This is a genomic window from Vibrio sp. SCSIO 43155 (assembly GCF_023716605.1).
GTDB lineage: Bacteria > Pseudomonadota > Gammaproteobacteria > Enterobacterales > Vibrionaceae > Vibrio > Vibrio harveyi.
Window position 1 is genome coordinate 2,389,641 of record NZ_CP071852.1, and the last position, 15,314, is coordinate 2,404,954.

General features: G+C 44.8%; 11 protein-coding genes and 2 pseudogenes. 8 read left to right on the forward strand and 5 right to left on the reverse strand.

Annotation, left to right across the window (positions count from 1 at the left end; all coding sequences use genetic code 11):
- Positions 1–108: 108 nt before the first annotated feature.
- The 4 genes and pseudogenes from J4N44_RS11480 (at position 109) to J4N44_RS11495 (ending at position 6,190) form a co-directional block, all read left to right on the forward strand.
- Positions 109–855, forward strand: coding sequence for a YciK family oxidoreductase (locus J4N44_RS11480; RefSeq protein WP_029790890.1), 747 nt, complete (start codon positions 109–111; stop codon positions 853–855).
- A 131-nt stretch (positions 856–986) separates the two neighbouring features.
- A pseudogene (gene imuA / locus J4N44_RS11485) lies at positions 987–1,678 on the forward strand (translesion DNA synthesis-associated protein ImuA).
- Between the two features lie 4 nt (positions 1,679–1,682).
- A pseudogene (locus tag J4N44_RS11490) lies at positions 1,683–3,088 on the forward strand (Y-family DNA polymerase).
- A 27-nt stretch (positions 3,089–3,115) separates the two neighbouring features.
- On the forward strand, positions 3,116–6,190 hold the full coding sequence (locus J4N44_RS11495) for an error-prone DNA polymerase (protein WP_252044481.1): 3,075 nt from the start codon (positions 3,116–3,118) through the stop codon (positions 6,188–6,190).
- Positions 6,191–6,534: 344 nt separating this feature from the next.
- Here the strand turns inward: J4N44_RS11495 and J4N44_RS11500 are convergent, their stop codons facing one another.
- Together J4N44_RS11500 and mlc are read right to left on the reverse strand one after the other, a co-directional pair.
- On the reverse strand, positions 6,535–7,482 hold the full coding sequence (locus J4N44_RS11500) for a chemotaxis protein CheV (protein ID WP_005444843.1): 948 nt from the start codon (positions 7,480–7,482) through the stop codon (positions 6,535–6,537).
- A 232-nt stretch (positions 7,483–7,714) separates the two neighbouring features.
- Positions 7,715–8,932 carry a sugar metabolism global transcriptional regulator Mlc gene (gene mlc, locus J4N44_RS11505; protein WP_005444840.1) on the reverse strand — a complete coding sequence of 406 codons (1,218 nt, stop codon included), beginning with the start codon at positions 8,930–8,932 and terminating at the stop codon, positions 7,715–7,717.
- 319 nt (positions 8,933–9,251) lie between these two features.
- Between mlc and pyk the strand changes: the two genes are divergently transcribed.
- Positions 9,252–10,694 (forward strand): pyruvate kinase, encoded by a 1,443-nt coding sequence (gene pyk / locus J4N44_RS11510; RefSeq protein ID WP_005444839.1) that lies wholly within the window; start codon positions 9,252–9,254, stop codon positions 10,692–10,694.
- A gap of 49 nt (positions 10,695–10,743) precedes the next feature.
- On the opposite strand, the gene J4N44_RS11515 is transcribed toward pyk, so the two are convergent.
- On the reverse strand, positions 10,744–11,889 hold the full coding sequence (locus J4N44_RS11515) for a patatin-like phospholipase family protein (RefSeq protein WP_045489582.1): 1,146 nt from the start codon (positions 11,887–11,889) through the stop codon (positions 10,744–10,746).
- A gap of 18 nt (positions 11,890–11,907) precedes the next feature.
- Positions 11,908–12,000 (reverse strand): cytochrome bd-I oxidase subunit CydH, encoded by a 93-nt coding sequence (cydH, locus tag J4N44_RS11520; RefSeq protein ID WP_005444835.1) that lies wholly within the window; start codon positions 11,998–12,000, stop codon positions 11,908–11,910.
- A gap of 127 nt (positions 12,001–12,127) precedes the next feature.
- Here cydH and J4N44_RS11525 point away from each other — a divergent pair, with 127 nt between their 5' ends.
- From J4N44_RS11525 to J4N44_RS11535, 3 genes are all read left to right on the forward strand, one after another.
- Positions 12,128–12,718 carry an outer membrane protein gene (locus tag J4N44_RS11525; RefSeq protein WP_017817853.1) on the forward strand — a complete coding sequence of 197 codons (591 nt, stop codon included), beginning with the start codon at positions 12,128–12,130 and terminating at the stop codon, positions 12,716–12,718.
- Positions 12,719–13,199: 481 nt separating this feature from the next.
- The gene (locus tag J4N44_RS11530) at positions 13,200–14,660 is read left to right on the forward strand and encodes a sodium-dependent transporter (protein WP_009699396.1); all 1,461 of its coding nucleotides are present in this window, start codon (positions 13,200–13,202) and stop codon (positions 14,658–14,660) included.
- Complete coding sequence (locus J4N44_RS11535; RefSeq protein ID WP_005444829.1) at positions 14,660–14,758, forward strand: MetS family NSS transporter small subunit; 99 nt, start codon at positions 14,660–14,662, stop codon at positions 14,756–14,758. Before J4N44_RS11530 ends, J4N44_RS11535 begins: the two co-directional genes overlap by 1 nt.
- Before the next feature lie 62 nt (positions 14,759–14,820).
- Here J4N44_RS11535 and J4N44_RS11540 read toward each other — a convergent pair whose 3' ends face one another.
- Positions 14,821–15,222 (reverse strand): hypothetical protein, encoded by a 402-nt coding sequence (locus J4N44_RS11540; RefSeq protein ID WP_005444828.1) that lies wholly within the window; start codon positions 15,220–15,222, stop codon positions 14,821–14,823.
- Positions 15,223–15,314: the final 92 nt, after the last annotated feature.

Sequence of the window (15,314 nt, forward strand, 5' to 3'; positions counted from 1 at the left end):
ACTTGTCACGATTACCAAGATTTTCCATTGAGAAACAGGCGCATTTCTACATAAACGAACATGAAGCCTGTACGTCGGAACTAGATACAATAATAAGGATTAACTACCGTGAACTACTCCATTTCAGCAGATGCTCTAAAAGGTAAAGTCATTCTTGTCACTGGCGCAGGCAATGGTATCGGTCGCCAAGCCGCCCTTTCTTACGCTCAGCACGGTGCGACTGTGATTCTACTGGGTCGAAACGTTCAAAACCTTGAATCCATTTACGATGAAATCGAGTCTGCGGGCTACCCTCAACCAGCGATCATCCCACTCGATCTAAAAGGTGCAACAAAGCAACACTACATCGACATGGCAGAAACCATCGAAGGTCAATTTGGTCGTTTGGATGGTCTATTGCACAACGCCGGTGTTCTCAGCACGCTGTGTCCGTTTGAGCAAATCAATGAAGAAGACTTCGACGACATCATGCAGATTAACGTGAAAGCGGAAGTACTGATGACTCAGGCACTACTACCGATCATGCGTAAATCAGAAGCGGGTCGTATTGTCTTTACCTCTTCAACCGTTGGTCACTCTGGTCGTGCTTTCTGGGGTCCATACGCTATTTCTAAGTTTGCTGTAGAAGGTATGATGCAAGTCTTGGCTGATGAGTTGAGTGATACACCAATACGTGTGAATGCAATTAACCCTGGTGCAACTCGTACTCGTATGCGTGAAAAAGCCTACCCAGGTGAAGATGCAAACACGTTAAAAACACCGCTGGACATCATGCCGCTTTACCTTCACTTGATGGACCCAGCAGTCACTGATGTAAACGGTCAGTGCATCGACGCTCAACCAAAGCGTAAATAACCCACTTAGGTTACCTCACATAATTGATTGAAAAGGCAGCAAATGCTGCCTTTTTTCGTATTTCTGCCTATAAAAATCTTGCGACTTTCCATCACAGAAATATACTGTATGTATATACAGGTATTTTATTTATGCAAGACATCATCCAACACTTAAAAAGCCAGCATCTTGTTTGGCAAGCAAATCTAACCAAAGCTGACGATCATCAGTTCCTTAATAGTTCTGGTTTTCCGGAGCTAGATGCTCTGCTTGGTGGCGGCTTTCCTCCTCACGGTGTGGTGGAAATGGAATCCATAGGCAGCATTGGCGAGCTGCGTTTGCTTGCGCCTTACTTAAAAGCATCCCTTTCGAGAGGAGTCACGGCATTCATTCAGCCACCAGCATTGATGAATTCATTGTTCCTACACGGCATTGGGCTAGACATCAACCAGGTGTGGGTGGTCACGCCTGAACATCAGCGCGATGCATTATGGGCAGCGGAGCAGTGCCTCAAGAGCGGTGTTTGTACCAACGTTTTGCTATGGCAAGATGAACTAGAGATCCACCAAGTAAAACGTCTGCAAGTGGCGAGCGAGCAAGGATCTTGCCCTCTGTTTATGCTCAAACCTAATATGACAAACCGCTTGTCTTTACCTGTTTCGTTGAGTCTGAAATTGCAAGGTCATGGACAAGGCGTTAGCGTGGAAGTTCTCAACGAAAAGGCGGTTGGAGCAAAGGTAGTGTCGACATCAATTTCCAACACCACTACCCACAATTGGTGATGCCAACCACGACTCACATTCCATCAACTGTGGTCAATTTCCCATTGGCGAATCAAGGTTAGTGGTATGGCTTTGTGGATTTATTTGCACTTCCCTCGCCTGCAGCTAGACGCACTCTTTGGCGATAACCAAGAGCAACCCGTGGTGATTGTAGAAAGCCAACGTTGTCGGATCATTCAATACAACGAGATTGCCGAGCAACAAGGCATTTTAAACCAAATATGGGCTTGGGTAGCGCGGCTTCTTTGTGCCGAGATTTGCAAGTGCATCCTTATCATCCGCAAACCGAATTGAGCAAGTTACAAGAAATTGCGCAATGGCTGTATTTGATCACATCTGACGTCGTATTGATGCCAAACCAAGGTATTTTACTGCACGCAACTCCAATGCTTAATCTGTATGAAGGGCTCCAAAACTATTGGAATAAAGTCAGAGCTCACTTATCGGAGCTGAAACTGAGTTTTCAATTCGGATGTGGCTTTTCGCCTTTTTCTGCCAAATTGATGGCATTAGCAGGGACGAACGTCATCAACGAAGACAAATCTGCCATACAACAAGCCTTATCGCCACTACCGTTAACACTGACAGATTTATCAAGCGCTACTGTAGAGAAGTTACAACGTGTAGGCGTCACCACACTGCAAGGCTTACTTGGACTGCCACTACAAGACATTGCACGCCGATTCGATATTGATTTGGTGAACTACGTTGGCCGACTGACTGGACAGTTTAAGCACCCTGTCGACTTTTATCACCCTACCGAATCCTTCCAAGTTTATTTAGAACTGCTGTTTGAGATTGAAAACGTCCAATGGATTGAAAAGCCACTAGCTAAGTTGCTTCGTCAGCTCGAAACCTTTCTCAAGCTGCGTGATAAAGTCGCGTTTGAACTCTGTTTAACCCTCCACCAGCGAGACAAGCAAGCACAGCACCTTCCGCTCACATCCGCACAAGGTGATTACTTGTGCCAACGTTGGCAACAGCTCGCGAGTTTGAGTTTGGAATCCGTCACGTTAAACGGCCCTGTTATCGGTCTGACGTTAAAAGTAGAACGCCAAGGTGAGCCTTTAAGTTCTGCACGCGATTTTTTTGCTGGGCAAAAAGGGCAAATGAACGCATTAGAGCTGCTCTCTTTACTGCAAGCTAAATTGGGCAAAAGCGCAATACTCAAACCCAATATTGCCTGCGATCCAAGACCAGAGAAAGCCAGCCAATATCGCCCAGCCGATGAGCCAGATGTCTCAATTAACACCGTTCCTGCTCTACTGCGCCCCGCGATGCAATTGCCCGCACCTATCGCGCTACAAGAGCAAATATCTCTAGTACATGGACCTGAGCGTATTGTCTCTGGATGGTGGGATGGTGATGAGATCATGCGTGATTATTACATTGCGCACACCAAGCAAGGTCGCTGGTTATGGGTATTTCGCGATCAGCACAAACATTGGTTTCTCCATGGCTATTTTTGTTAAATCGACAGTTATTTTTATTAGATCGTTATGAGTTACGCAGAACTGTTTTGTCAGTCCAACTTCTCCTTTCTCACTGGCGCTTCTCATGCAGAAGAATTAGTGTTGCAGGCGGCGTTTTATCGCTATCAAGCCATTGCAATCACCGATGAGTGCTCCGTCGCGGGCATTGTGAAAGCCCATACGACCATCGAGCAGCATAAACTCGACATCAAGCAAATTGTCGGCAGCATGTTTTGGCTCAATGATGAGTGCCAAGTGGTGCTGCTTTGTCCTTGTCGTAAAGCTTATGCAGAGCTGTGCCGGATCATCACTAATGCAAGGCGACGTAGCGAGAAAGGCAGTTATCAATTGTCTGAATGGGACTTGATGTCGATTCGTCACTGTTTAGTACTGTGGCTCCCTACTCATCAAGAAAGCGACCATTATTGGGGGCGTTGGCTCCAACAACACCACGCTCATCGATTATGGGTCGCGATTCAACGTCATTTAGACAGCGACGATAATGCCTACACCACACACTGTGAGTTACTGGCAAGCGAGTTCGAATTACCAATTACCGCTTGTGGTGGCGTCTTAATGCATGCGGTTGAGCGCTTACCATTGCAACATGTCTTAACCGCCGTAAAACATAGTTGTAGCGTCGACAAGCTTGGCTTTGGTCGCTTATTCAATGCCGAGCGAGCACTGCGTCCATTGAACAAACTATCTCGAATTTACAAATCCGAATGGCTAGCAGAAAGCACTCATATTGCGAGCTTGTGCGCATTTAAGCTTTCAGAACTGAAATACGAATACCCAACAGAACTGATTCCGGACGGTTACACTCCTACTACTTATCTACGTATGTTGGTCGAGCGTGGTAAAAAGCGACGTTTTCCTGAGGGCGTACCCTCAGACATTCATCAAACCATTGAGAATGAATTAACACTCATTGAAGAGCTGCAATATCACTATTACTTTCTCACCATTCACGACATTGTGATGTTTGCTAAACAACAAGGCATTCTCTATCAAGGGCGAGGTTCCGCAGCGAACTCGGTGGTGTGCTACTGCTTAGAAATCACTGCCGTCGATCCTAGGCAAATCTCGGTCCTGTTCGAACGCTTTATTAGCCGAGAAAGAAAAGAGCCGCCAGACATTGATGTCGACTTTGAACACGAGCGCCGTGAAGAAGTCATTCAATATATTTACAAAAAGTACGGGCGCGAGCGTGCCGCTCTGGCAGCCACCGTTATCAGTTATCGCTTTAAAAGTGCCGTGCGTGAAGTAGGCAAAGCGTTGGGGATTGAAGAGACTCAATTGGATTTCTTCATCAAAAACGTTAATCGACGTGATCGCAGCCAAGGTTGGCAAGCGCAAATCATCGAATTAGGATTGCAGCCAGAGTCGTTAAAAGGTCAGCAGTTTATCCAGTTGGTGAACGAGATCATTGGCTTTCCGCGCCATTTATCCCAACACGTTGGCGGCTTTGTGATTTCTTCTGGTCCTTTGTACGAACTGGTGCCTGTTGAGAATGCTTCGATGGAAGATCGCACCATTATTCAATGGGATAAAGATGATTTAGAAAGTTTAAAACTACTGAAAGTCGACGTCCTCGCGCTCGGTATGTTAAATGCGATCCGTAAATGCTTTCAATTGGTCGAGAAACACCATCAGCAATCACTGTCGATTGCCGAGATCACGCGATTGCAAGACGATCCGTACGTGTATCGTATGATCCAAAAAGCCGATACCGTTGGTGTGTTCCAAATTGAGTCTCGCGCGCAAATGAGCATGCTGCCGCGTTTAAAACCCGCGCGTTACTATGACTTGGTGGTGCAAATTGCCATTGTTCGCCCGGGTCCAATTCAAGGTGATATGGTGCATCCGTTTTTAAAACGACGAAATGGTGAAGAGCCAATCAGCTATCCATCAGAAGAAGTGAAAAGCGTACTAGAGCGCACTATGGGCGTGCCGATTTTCCAAGAACAAGTAATCAAACTGGCGATGGTAGCGGCAGGATTTAGTGGTGGTGAAGCCGATCAATTACGCCGTGCTATGGCGGCATGGAAGAAAAACGGCGATCTTGCCAAGTTCAAACCTAAGCTGATCGACGGAATGCGTGAGCGAGGCTATGACTTGGAGTTTGCTGAGCGCATCTTCGACCAAATCTGCGGCTTTGGTGAATATGGCTTCCCGGAAAGTCACTCAGCCTCTTTTGCTGTGCTAGCTTACTGCTCTGCATGGTTGAAATATTACTACCCTGCTGAGTTCTATACTGCCCTACTCAATAGCCAACCGATGGGCTTTTATAGCCCTTCACAATTGATTCAAGATGCGCGCCGACACGGTGTTGAAGTGCTGCCTGTTTGCATCAATCATTCCTCCTATCAGCACCATTTGGTCAAACGTCCGAATGGTCGCCTTGGTGTGCAACTGGGTTTTCGCTTAGTAAAGGGCTTTAATCAGGAAAGCGCCTTTCGGCTAGTTGAACGACGACCAAGCTCCGGCTATCGCGCTATCCAAGAGGTGAAGCAAATCTTAAGAAACCGCCGCGATATTGAGTTACTCGCTTCTGCTAATGCGTTTCAAATCCTTTCAGGTAATCGCTATAACGCTCGCTGGGCTGCGATGGAATCACTATCAGACTTACCTTTATTCCATCACATGGAAGAGCCAATAGTAAGTTACCAGGCTCAGCCTTCTGAATACGAGAACTTAGTTGAAGATTATGCCAGTACCGGACTATCACTAAGTCGCCATCCGATTACGTTGCTGGAAGAAGCTGGTAAGTTACCGCGTTTTACTCGGATGAAGCAGTTAGTCGAAAAAGAGCATAAATCTTTAGTGACGGTTGTCGGTGTTGTCACAGGCAGACAATCTCCCGGCACCGCTGCTGGCGTGACCTTTTTCACTTTGGAAGACGATACAGGCAACATCAATGTGGTGGTATGGCGAGCAACAGCACGCGCCCAAAAGCAAGCTTATCTCACTTCAAAGGTGTTGATGGTCAAAGGAATTTTAGAGCGTGAAGGCGAAGTCACGCACGTGATCGCAGGTAAGCTCATCGATTGCACGCACAATCTTGCTGAGCTGAAAAGTAAATCACGCGACTTCCATTAAGCAATCATGTTTTAGAGGTAGGAAAAGGCATTGCACCGAAAAAAGTAAAGGGAGGTCAAGCCTCCCTTTTTGATTCTGCTGAATTAATCTTCAGTCATCGTTTCCGTACGCTTAGTCTTGTATTTCCTATACAGTAACAAGGATAAAGTCATGATGACTTTCGATGTTAACCATATCATTAAACGGAAGTACCCTATATTGATAAGTCTAAATAGACTCATAGGTGAAAAGTGACGCGATATACTTTACATATTTCATTCTCAGAAATATGTAAAACAGTTTAGCAATCACCGTTCAATTAATCACCTATTCTTATGGATTAATTTAGGGCTCACTGATTAATTCTACGTATATAAAACTTGACGCATTCTGTCTTGTGCGACTTCAACCAAAAGATCAGGCTGGAACTTAGAAATAAAGCGATCACACCCCACTTTTTGCACCATGGCTTCGTTGAAGCTACCACTTAAAGATGTGTTCAAGGTGATAAACAACTTGGACATTCTAGAATCAGAACGCACTTCATGAGTCAGCCTATACCCGTCCATCTCTGGCATTTCCGCATCCGTAATCATCATCAGCAGTTCTTTTTCGATGTCTTTGCCTTCATCACACCAACGTTTAAGAACCGTTAATGCTTCTAAACCGTCGCGACATTCGATGATGTTCAAACCAAGCTGAGATAAGGTGTCTCTTACCTGATTACGCGCGGTTGATGAATCATCGACAATGAGGACATTTTGTCCAATCATCGCTTGAGCCAGCTCTCGATCTAGTATGCCGTCAGAGATGGTCACGTCATAATGAACGATTTCAGCCAGTACTTTTTCTACATCAATAATTTCAACGATTTGAGATGAATCCCCATCTTTCACTTGGGTGATAGCAGTTAGGTAGTTAGAGCGTCCTGATGTAGATGGTGGCGGCTGAATCTCAGTCCATGCAGTATTGATGATGTTGCGCACCGGTCCTACAAGGAAACCTTGAATAGAACGGTTGTACTCGGTGATGATCAAGTTCTCTTCTTCAACTTCACCACGCAATGGAGGGAAACCGATCGAGCAACGTAAATCAATCACAGGCACAGCTTCACCACGCAAAGATGCCACACCACGAATGTTATAGTGAGAACCTGGCAGCTTAGTAAGCGGAGGCAGTTTGATCACCTCTTTCACTTTAAAAACGTTAATCGCAAATAACTGGCGACTATTTAGCGTGAACAGCAAAAGCTCTAGTCGGTTTTCACCTACTAGATTTGTACGCTGATCAACCGTATTTAACACTCCGGACATACCACTACCTAACTTTGAACGACTACCTTTCACTCTTTATAGAAAACTGTGTTGGAACAACAAAGTAATACTTTTTTATGAGTGTTCTACAATACTTACGAAAATTACATTAATGCTATTGATATAGCAATGAAGCAGCGCTCAGATTCGAGTTTTCTCTGCTCATATGATCAAAAAAGGGCGAACCTTCCTGTTCACCCTCTGTAAATGCCCTATTCTGATGTCAGAAAAATTAACCTTCAATCACCTTCATCAACAACTGACCGTCGTACAGTGCTTGCTTAATCAAAGCCGCTCCCGGCATGGTCGCTTGTTTATAGAAACGAGACTCCACCAGTTCAAGGTCTTGGTGGTAAACCGGCAAACTTTGTTCTTCAATACAACGACGAACAGCAGGATAAAGCACCTCTTTCGCTTGGTTGATCACCCCACCAATTAAGATCTTTTCTGGGTTAAATAGGTTAATAACAATCGCAATGGCAGAGCCTAAGTAACGGCCAAGCTTCTCGATAACATCAACAGCCAGAGGGTCGCCATTTGCAGCCGCCTCACAGATACTTTCAATGCTCATTTCTTCTTGTTCAGCAAGAACTGAAGCTTCACCTTGAGCAATACGAGTCACAACCTCTTCTCGAATCGCTTGTGAGCTGGCAACGGTTTCAAGGCAACCAATATTGCCGCAATGGCAACGCTTGCCATTCGGATCGATTTGGATATGACCGAGTTCACCGATGTTACCGTGTCGACCTTGTAGCACTCGACCATCCAAGATAATACCTGCGCCTAAGCCGTGGTGAATAGAGATAAGAACCGAGTTGTCGTTGTCTTGTGAATGACCAAACAGTTTCTCTGCTAGTGCCCATGCACGCGTATCGTTGGCAATAAAAACCGGTAAGCCTGTTGCTTTGTATATTTCAGGACCTAACGCTAGGTTCTCAACATTGTAATGCGGCATTTGCAACACGATACCCTGCTCTGAGTTCACTAGACCGGGCAGAGTAATCGCAATACTGGTAACACGATCAAGTTGATCGGCGTAGGTTTGGAAGAATTCATCAATTTCGTAGAGTAAACGTTCCAGCACATCATCTTGGTCACGTTCGTGGATATCGATTTTGGTATCGATAAGAACGTCACCGCCAAGCTCGTGCAGTGCAATCGTCAAGTAGCCTCGACCTAAACGCATCGACAAGAATTGCCAACCTTCATTATTGACCTGTAACCCCACCGCAGGACGACCGCGACTGGTTGCTTCCTGTACCGTTGTTTCATGGATCAGGTGGGCTTCAATCAATTCTCGAGTGATCTTAGTGATACTCGCAGGCGCAAGCTCACTTTGCTTGGATAAATCGATTCGAGATATTGGACCCTTTAGGTCAATTAGTTTGTATACACGACCAGCATTGACCTGTTTGATATGATCAATATGGCCCGGTTGAGCCATGTACATCTTGCACTCCGAAATTCTATAACGGGATAATTTTTTTACTTTGCGAAGTAATTGTGAAGTGAATTGATAAATCCCCGTGACAAGCATCACGTATAAACATGTTTGTTTGTGTATTCAATCAAATAACTAGAAATCGACTCCTGTTAAATTGTTTGAAAAATGACTTATTTTATTCATCAAATTAGGTTGCAACACCTGTGTGTTGATGTTTTTTCAGCACTTTGACCTAAATGCCAACAATCCGCGCATACTGTGCATATACTTAGCGAGAATAGAATTCGAGTTATCTAGTCCTACACCTGCATTCTTCGGAGAATCTATGACTTCCATATTAAGAAGAACCAAAATTGTTACAACGCTTGGCCCTTCAACAGATAAAGACAATGTCCTTGAAGAGATCATCAAAGCTGGAGCAAATGTCGTCCGTATGAACTTCTCTCACGGTACCAGTGACGATCATATTCAACGCGCGCAAAAAGTCCGTGCTATTGCGGCAAAACTAGGACGTCAAGTTGCCATTCTTGGTGATTTACAAGGTCCAAAAATCCGCGTATCCACCTTCAAAGATGGCAAAATTCATCTTGATGTCGGTGACAAATTCACACTAGACAGCGATTTACCAAAAGGTGAGGGAAACCAAGAGTCCGTTGGTTTGGATTACAAAGAGCTACCGCAAGACGTTTCACCTAACGATATCCTGCTCCTTGACGATGGACGTGTTCAACTGCAAGTCACTAGTGTCGAAGGGAATAAAGTTCATACACGCGTCACCGTTGGTGGTCCTTTGTCTAATAACAAAGGTATCAACAAGAAAGGTGGCGGTTTATCTGCCGATGCATTAACAGAGAAAGACAAAGCGGACATTCTCACTGCCGCAAAAATCAAAGTCGATTACCTTGCGATTTCTTTCCCTCGTAATGGCGAAGATATGCACTATGCTCGCCGTTTGGCAAGAGATGCAGGTCTAGAAGCAAAACTCGTTGCCAAAGTTGAACGAGCAGAAACGGTAGCCACCAGCGAGTCGATTGATGACATTATTCTTGCGTCCGATGTAGTGATGGTTGCTCGCGGCGACTTGGGTGTAGAAATTGGTGATCCAGAGCTTGTTGGCGTGCAGAAAAAACTCATCCGTCGTGCTCGCAGCTTAAACCGCATCGTGATTACTGCGACTCAAATGATGGAGTCTATGATTGCGGCACCGATGCCAACCCGAGCAGAGGTCATGGACGTTGCCAATGCCGTGCTAGATGGTACAGATGCGGTAATGCTTTCTGGAGAAACGGCAGCAGGTCAATTCCCAGTAGAAACTGTCAAGTCCATGGCAGAAGTATGTATGGGCGCAGAGAAGATGGCTGAAGCAAGCTTGTCGACGTATCGCTTGGATCGCACCTTTGCAACCGCAGAAGAAACCATCGCAATGTCCACTATGTACGCAGCTAACCACATGGAAGGCGTAAAAGCGATGATTGCCTTGACCGAATCTGGTCGCACTGCGCTCATGATGTCTCGTTTGAGTTCAGGTCTGCCTATTTTTGCGTTATCACGCAACGAATCGACACTGAATCGTGCTGCGCTTTATCGTGGGGTAACTCCGGTGTACTTTGACTCAAAAGGTGGCGCAGGTCTAACTACCGCGCACGATGCAATTGTGACGTTAAAAGAACAAGGCTTATTGGATGAAGGGGATTTGGTGATCATCACTCAAGGTGATGTTATGGACGTGGTTGGTTCAACCAACTGCATGCGAATCCTGTCAGCATAAGTTCAACACTTGATAAGCAAGGGCACCGAAATGGTGCCCTTTTTATTATCTAGGCTGTCTCTCGACCTTCCATATTTAATTTGTCGTAAAGCTGAATCAGGTTAAAACCGGTTTGCAAACCAAGCTGATAATCATGCTCAAGAGCTTCAGGGTCACTTAAAAGAGATGAGGATTGCAGCTCCTCTTTCGGCGCCAATTGCAAAATAAAAGTATCGTCAGGCGGTGCACTAAGGAAAGCTTGCGTCAACTCGAAGGTTTGATAATGGATCATCAACATGTCTGCTAATCCAGAATCAAAATTCTCACCAATCAAATGGCTCAAACGATAGAGGTTATCGGCTCCAAATAGCCAGCGCCCACCATTTAATAACTTTCTGCCAGACAATTTAGATTGATGTGCTGCGTTAATTTTTTGCTGCAAGAAATTGCTCCAATCTTCCTTCCATTGATGGACCTTATCTTGCCAAGATTCTTGAACCGAGTTTATGGACTCTCGGTACCATTTGATCCCTTCTTCACCAAGCTCACTTTGCGCTTTGGCTTCCGATTCAGAGAAAGGCTCAGTGCGGATCACTATGATATTTCGTGCATTTTTACGCCACGCTTCTTGAACAGGAATCGATGCAGAAACGCCGCCATCAACAAAATGCTGCCCGTTTACATTTACAGCACCTTGATACAGTTTTGGAATAGCACATGTAGCCACCATCGTACTGAGCCAATCACCACCGAGTATTGGTAAGTAGTGGTCTGAGAGCGTATCGACATTAGTGACCGCAGCAAACGCTCCTCTTTGACCTAGCGCAGAGCGACCAAGATCCAGATCGAGTTTATAAGGGTAATCTTGAATACGTTCGAGCGCCCACTCCAAACCTAAGTACTGTTTTTTACGAATGTAGCGGATCAGATGGAAGAATTCGGGAGCCGTGGTCAGATCGGTTATAAAAGCTTTACCCATACCATGCTGACGACAAAGGAAAGCACAGAGGTTAAGCGCTCCGGCAGACGTGCCATAGAATTCGTCGAATGGGTCGAAATTAGAGAGAAGAAATGCGTCTAGCACACCAGCGGTAAAAATCCCTCTCTGCCCTCCTCCTTGTGCGACAAGGGCAGTTTTGCCATTTCTAAACTGCTCATACACTTGAATGTCGAGCTCAGCATGGCTATCAGTGATAATACCGCTGTTGCGTATCATAAGCGTAATGCCGTTAGTTTAAGCCGTCGTAATCGCAATGATGCCAAAAGAGAGTAAAACTGCGAATACCGTAACGACGATGAGTAGGGCTGATTTTAGATCGTGTTCCATAGACACCTCCTTTTGTTGTAACAAATTAATAACACCAGTGTGAATTATGTTCAAGAATTGCCTAATTTAGTCGCACGATTTTGACTAAGGCATCACAATTAGCTTAGTCATAATAAGGAGATAGCAAATGAACAATAAAATTGGCTGGCTAGTTGGGAGTGTATTATTGGGCTGTTCTATGGCAGCTCAAGCAAACGTTATCGTCACTCCCTACATTGGCTTCACGGGAGGAGGCAAAGTAGAAGATGAAAACAATCGCACCTACGATCTTGACCCTTCAATTAACTACGCTTTATCGGTAGAGACTCCTTTTGAAATGGGTCGCTTAGGTTTGTTCTATTCGAATCAGTCTTCTGAACTACAAGATGTGAACAACTCAGCAGACATCCATTATCTGCAGTTTCAAAGCAGCATCTACTATCCAGTGGCGACAGGTTGGCAAAGTTATGTTGGGCTTGGATTGGGTGCTTCATATGCTGATGCTGATTGGGTGGATGACAAATACGGTTTCTCAGCTAGTGCTTTCGCAGGACTTGAGTACACATTTTCTAAAAACTTTGCATTGACCGCTCAAGTTCGTTGGTTAGGTACCGTTGTTGACAATGACACCTCAGGAGCATGCGTGCTTCCTACTGATGGTTCTTCTTGTGTAATCAAGTTTGAAACCGACTGGATGAACCAATTTCAATCCAATATTGGCTTTAGCTTCCGCTTCTAACGGCTTTCACTTCTAAAGAATCGTTTTGACGCCAAATCGTCTATAGGGTGTATCGAACGCAGAGATACGCCCTAATAATCAAAAAGAGTTTATTTGACCAAGATCACATCAATAAGACAGTCATATACTCTGAAAATAACCCCACCTCACTGATCAGATAACCTAGCAAATCACGATTTAACAATATTTAAACCAGATAAAATCCCGCCGTTAACATTTAGAATCTATTGCGATAAATAATGTAAAAAGTTAGTCTGAAGACAGAAAGCAGAAGAATATTTCAGCTTTTGCAAACACACATCAAAATTTAAAGCATTTAATTCTAATTCTTCATTGGCAAAACAAAGTAAAAAACCAGAAAGTAACAATAATACCGAATTTAGGATAGAAAACTGACGGATAACAGTTGCCCTTTATTCTGCTGGGATTTACACCTGCCAAGAAGAGCTTCATTCCTTAGGGAGTTGTACAGGAGTCAAATATGAAGCGAGAACAATGGGGATCCCGTGCGGGATTCATCTTAGCTGCAGTCGGTTCAGCCATCGGTCTGGGTAACATCTGGCGTTTCCCTTATATGGCTTATGAGAACGGTGGTGGTGCCTTTTTTATTCCTTACCTTTTCGCCATGATTACTGCTGGTATTCCATTTATGATCCTGGAATTCAGTATGGGTCAAAAATACCGTGGTTCTGCTCCGAAAACATTAGCTAAAATCCACGCCAAGTTTGAGTGGCTTGGCTGGTTCCAAGTGGGTGTAGCTGCGGTTATCGCCGTTTACTACGTCGCTGTTATTGGCTGGGCAATTTCTTACTTTGGTATGTCGTTTACCCAAAGTTGGGGTTCTGACACCAATGCTTTCTTCTTTAGTGAATACCTAAAACTTGGTGATAACTCACCAACGGATTTGGGCAGCATTCAATGGAAGATCGCAGTATCCATGCTGATTGCTTGGGCAATCACCTACACGGCCATTGTGAGTGGTGTTAAATCAGGTATCGAACGAGCATCAAAAATCATGATGCCAATCTTGTTCATCATGGTCGTGTTCTTGATCGGTCGTATGATTTTCCTTCCTGGGGCACTAGATGGCGTAAACTACATGTTTGAGCCTGATTTCAGTAAGATTTGGGACGTGAAAGTGTGGGCAGCTGCGTACGGGCAGATCTTCTTTACCCTAAGTATCGGCTTTGCCATCATGCTAGCGTATTCCAGTTATCTGCCTGAGAAATCAGACATCACGAATAACGCCTTCATGACTGTCCTTATCAACTGTGGTTTCTCCATCTTAGCCGGTATCATGATCTTCTCAGTGCTTGGTTACATGGCTCAAGAGCAAGGTAAACCACTGACTGAAGTCGTCTCTGCTGGTGTTGGCCTTGCGTTCGTAACGCTACCTGCCGCTATCAATTTGTTACCAGCGCCATATATTCTTGGTCCGCTGTTCTTCTTTGCTCTCGTTGTAGCTGGCTTAAGCTCGCACATCTCAATCATGGAAGCGGTAACATCTGCAGTTATCGATAAACTGAAATGGAGCCGTAAAAAAGCGGCAAACGTGGTGATTGGTATTGGCTTTATTGTCTCAATGGCATTTGCAACAAACGGAGGTCTATTATTACTTGACCTTGTCGACCACTTTGCTAATAACGTCGGCATAATGGTTGGCGGTCTGGTTGAAATCGTCTTAATGGCTTGGCTACTTAAACAAGTGCCAGAAGTTCGTGACTATGTAAATGAGCGTTCAGATTTCTCTATTGGTCAATGGTTTGTAGTCTGCCTACGTTTTGTTACTCCAATCATGCTAGCAATTATCCTAGCAACTAAGCTATATGCCCTTCTAACAGAAGGTTACGGTGGCTACGACCTAACTCTTGGCTGGGCAATGATTGCCGCGCTATTTGTGTTTGGTGTACTGATTAACGTGGTAAGCAAGGAGAAAGCGTAATGACAACAAGTGCAATTATTATGATGGTTATTGGTCTTGGCATCACTTGGGGTGGCGCAGCTGTGTGCATCAAGCGAGCGATGGATAAGCAGCAATAATACCGATCCTTTATCAAGAATAATGCCGGCGTTGATGCCGGCATTTTTGTATCTGCTTTAACTCAAAAGCTGTATTTAACCCCAAGAGCTCCACCAATTTGAAGATCGGGTCCTTTATACAGATCGAGCTCTGGATGAATTTGCGCATAGAGATCCCATCCTTTTGAAAGATCCCAATTCACGCCAAGCGGAACACGAAAACCAAATTCATCATCCCACTCGTACCAACCACCAACACCTACATACCAGGTCAGCGGCATATTTTGCTCAAAAGAACCACGTTTCGCGATATAGTCAAATGCCATACCGTCATTACCGATGATACCTCGATATTTATCATCGATTTCAACAACGACACTCAATTGCTGATCCACTGCCATACCAACGGAAAAATTCGTCGGTTGGTTTGCTGCCATACTTACACTAGGTAACAGTGCTGCTGCCAGCATTATTTGTTTTTTCATACACGTCATCACTCTAAAAAAAACGGCGTGCATAATTCAAACATGATTTAGTTTTGGTATGTCAGCAATGAGTAAGGGAGAGGTACGAAAAA

Bases quoted from the DNA above. Each gene is read 5' to 3' on its own strand.
- J4N44_RS11530 (WP_009699396.1), top strand. From the start codon at position 13,200: ATGAAGCGAGAACAATGGGGATCCCGTGCGGGATTCATCTTAGCTGCA.
- J4N44_RS11515 (WP_045489582.1), bottom strand. From the start codon at position 11,889: ATGATACGCAACAGCGGTATTATCACTGATAGCCATGCTGAGCTCGAC.
- J4N44_RS11540 (WP_005444828.1), bottom strand. From the start codon at position 15,222: ATGAAAAAACAAATAATGCTGGCAGCAGCACTGTTACCTAGTGTAAGT.
- J4N44_RS11495 (WP_252044481.1), top strand. From the start codon at position 3,116: ATGAGTTACGCAGAACTGTTTTGTCAGTCCAACTTCTCCTTTCTCACT.
- cydH (WP_005444835.1), bottom strand. From the start codon at position 12,000: ATGGAACACGATCTAAAATCAGCCCTACTCATCGTCGTTACGGTATTC.
- J4N44_RS11525 (WP_017817853.1), top strand. From the start codon at position 12,128: ATGAACAATAAAATTGGCTGGCTAGTTGGGAGTGTATTATTGGGCTGT.
- J4N44_RS11500 (WP_005444843.1), bottom strand. From the start codon at position 7,482: ATGTCCGGAGTGTTAAATACGGTTGATCAGCGTACAAATCTAGTAGGT.
- mlc (WP_005444840.1), bottom strand. From the start codon at position 8,932: ATGTACATGGCTCAACCGGGCCATATTGATCATATCAAACAGGTCAAT.
- pyk (WP_005444839.1), top strand. From the start codon at position 9,252: ATGACTTCCATATTAAGAAGAACCAAAATTGTTACAACGCTTGGCCCT.
- J4N44_RS11535 (WP_005444829.1), top strand. From the start codon at position 14,660: ATGACAACAAGTGCAATTATTATGATGGTTATTGGTCTTGGCATCACT.